Source organism: Streptomyces sp. (assembly GCF_031178505.1).
Classification (GTDB): domain Bacteria; phylum Actinomycetota; class Actinomycetes; order Streptomycetales; family Streptomycetaceae; genus Streptomyces; species Streptomyces gulbargensis.
Genome location: NZ_JAPSIW010001061.1, coordinates 1 through 1,538 on the forward strand (window position 1 = coordinate 1; position 1,538 = coordinate 1,538).

At 71.1% G+C, this 1,538-nt stretch carries 1 protein-coding gene; it reads left to right on the forward strand.

Going from position 1 to position 1,538, the window contains the following annotated elements; translation table 11 throughout:
- The coding region (locus RIF68_RS36235) for a hypothetical protein (protein WP_309055935.1) at nt 1-182 on the forward strand (182 nt) is incomplete at its 5' end.
- Nucleotides 183-1,538: the final 1,356 nt, after the last annotated feature.

The window sequence follows — 1,538 nt, forward strand, 5'->3', positions numbered from 1 at the left end:
GCGCCAAACGGACCCGCCTCACCCCAGAAGCGGGCTCCATCAGCCTCACCGGAGGCGACCCCGACACCCACGCATGCATTTTCACCAGCGGAAAGAGATGGGCCCTGGTCCAGGCATTCATCGAAAAAACCCAACCGGGCGCCGCCAGCGAAGTCACCTTCCGTATCGGGTTCGTGAAGTAATTCATCAAAAGAGACCGGCCCCGAAGCAGCATCCCCGCCCCTGCACCCAGGGGCGGCTCCGAACAAGCCGCAAATACCCTCCCGGAAGCGTCCACCACAGAACTGCGGACCCCCGCGCAGAACCCCCGCACAAGAGGAGAGGCTCCCCCGGCACACCACACCGCCAAGGCCCCGCCCGCTGTTGACCTGCGGGCGGGGCCCCGGTGCGCATCGGCCAGGGGCAGGCGGCCGTCAGGCCGTTCGCGCGCCGCCGGCCACGACACGGGGGGATCCGTCGACGGCGGCGCCGCTTCTGCCCACGAAACCGCCCCCGCACCGCGCCGCGACGGCCACCTCGGCGGGACGCTCGACGGCTCCGGCGGCCGGGGCGACGTCGGGGAGGCGGGCGGCAGGCCGGCCGCCACCGCGTCGTCGACCGACACGCTCGGCACGTCCACGGGCAGGAGCGTTTCCCCGGTAAAACCCATCGCCCGGGTAGCCGACCTGCGGCCGATGCGCCCGCGCCGGTCCCGCTCGGGCGCATGCCTGTTCTTCATGATCACGAACATGACGCGCGCTCTGGCCGCGCTCGCCCTCACCCTGGCCCCGCTCACCCTCCCCGCCTCCTTCGCCCACGCCCAACCAGCCGCCGCCACGGGAGTACCCTCGGCCCTGGGTGCGCCTGCGGCCCCCGGTTCCGCGCGGGCCTTCCCGCTCAGCTACGCCATCGGCCAGATCCCCGTGGCCGAGGAGTCCCGGGCCGGGTACTCCCGCGACAAGTTCAAGCACTGGAACACGGGCCTCGACCCCGCCGACGGCTGCAACACCCGGGCGGAGGTGCTCCTGGCCGAGGCAGCCGAAGCACCCACCGCCGCGGCCGGCTGCAAACTCTCCAGCGGGCAGTGGCTCTCCTACTACGACGAGCAGGAGGTCACCGACCCGGCGAAGTCGGACATCGACCACATGGTTCCCTCGCCGTGGCCTGGGACTCCGGCGTCGGCACCTGGACGCCGGCGCCGCGGGAGGCGTCCGCCAACGACCAGGACGCCGCCGGCTCCCGCGTCGCCGTCACCGCGCGGACGAACCGTCAGAAGACCGACCAGGACCCCGCCCGCCCCGAGCACCGCTACCTCGCCGAATGGGCCACGACCAAACTCCGCCGGCGCCTACGTGCACTGGCCTGGCGGCGTCGGCGGGCAGGACGGGGACGAGTGCCCTTTTCATCGGCTTGCACGCAGGCGGTGGGGATCAGCAGGTTTGAAAGCTCTCCGAACGCGCAGACGCCGTATTAACGTAGGCTTTATGTGAGCAGGTAGGAGACGCATCATGGGCATCATCGCGTGGATTCTCATCGGCCTCATCGCCGGTTTCATCGCC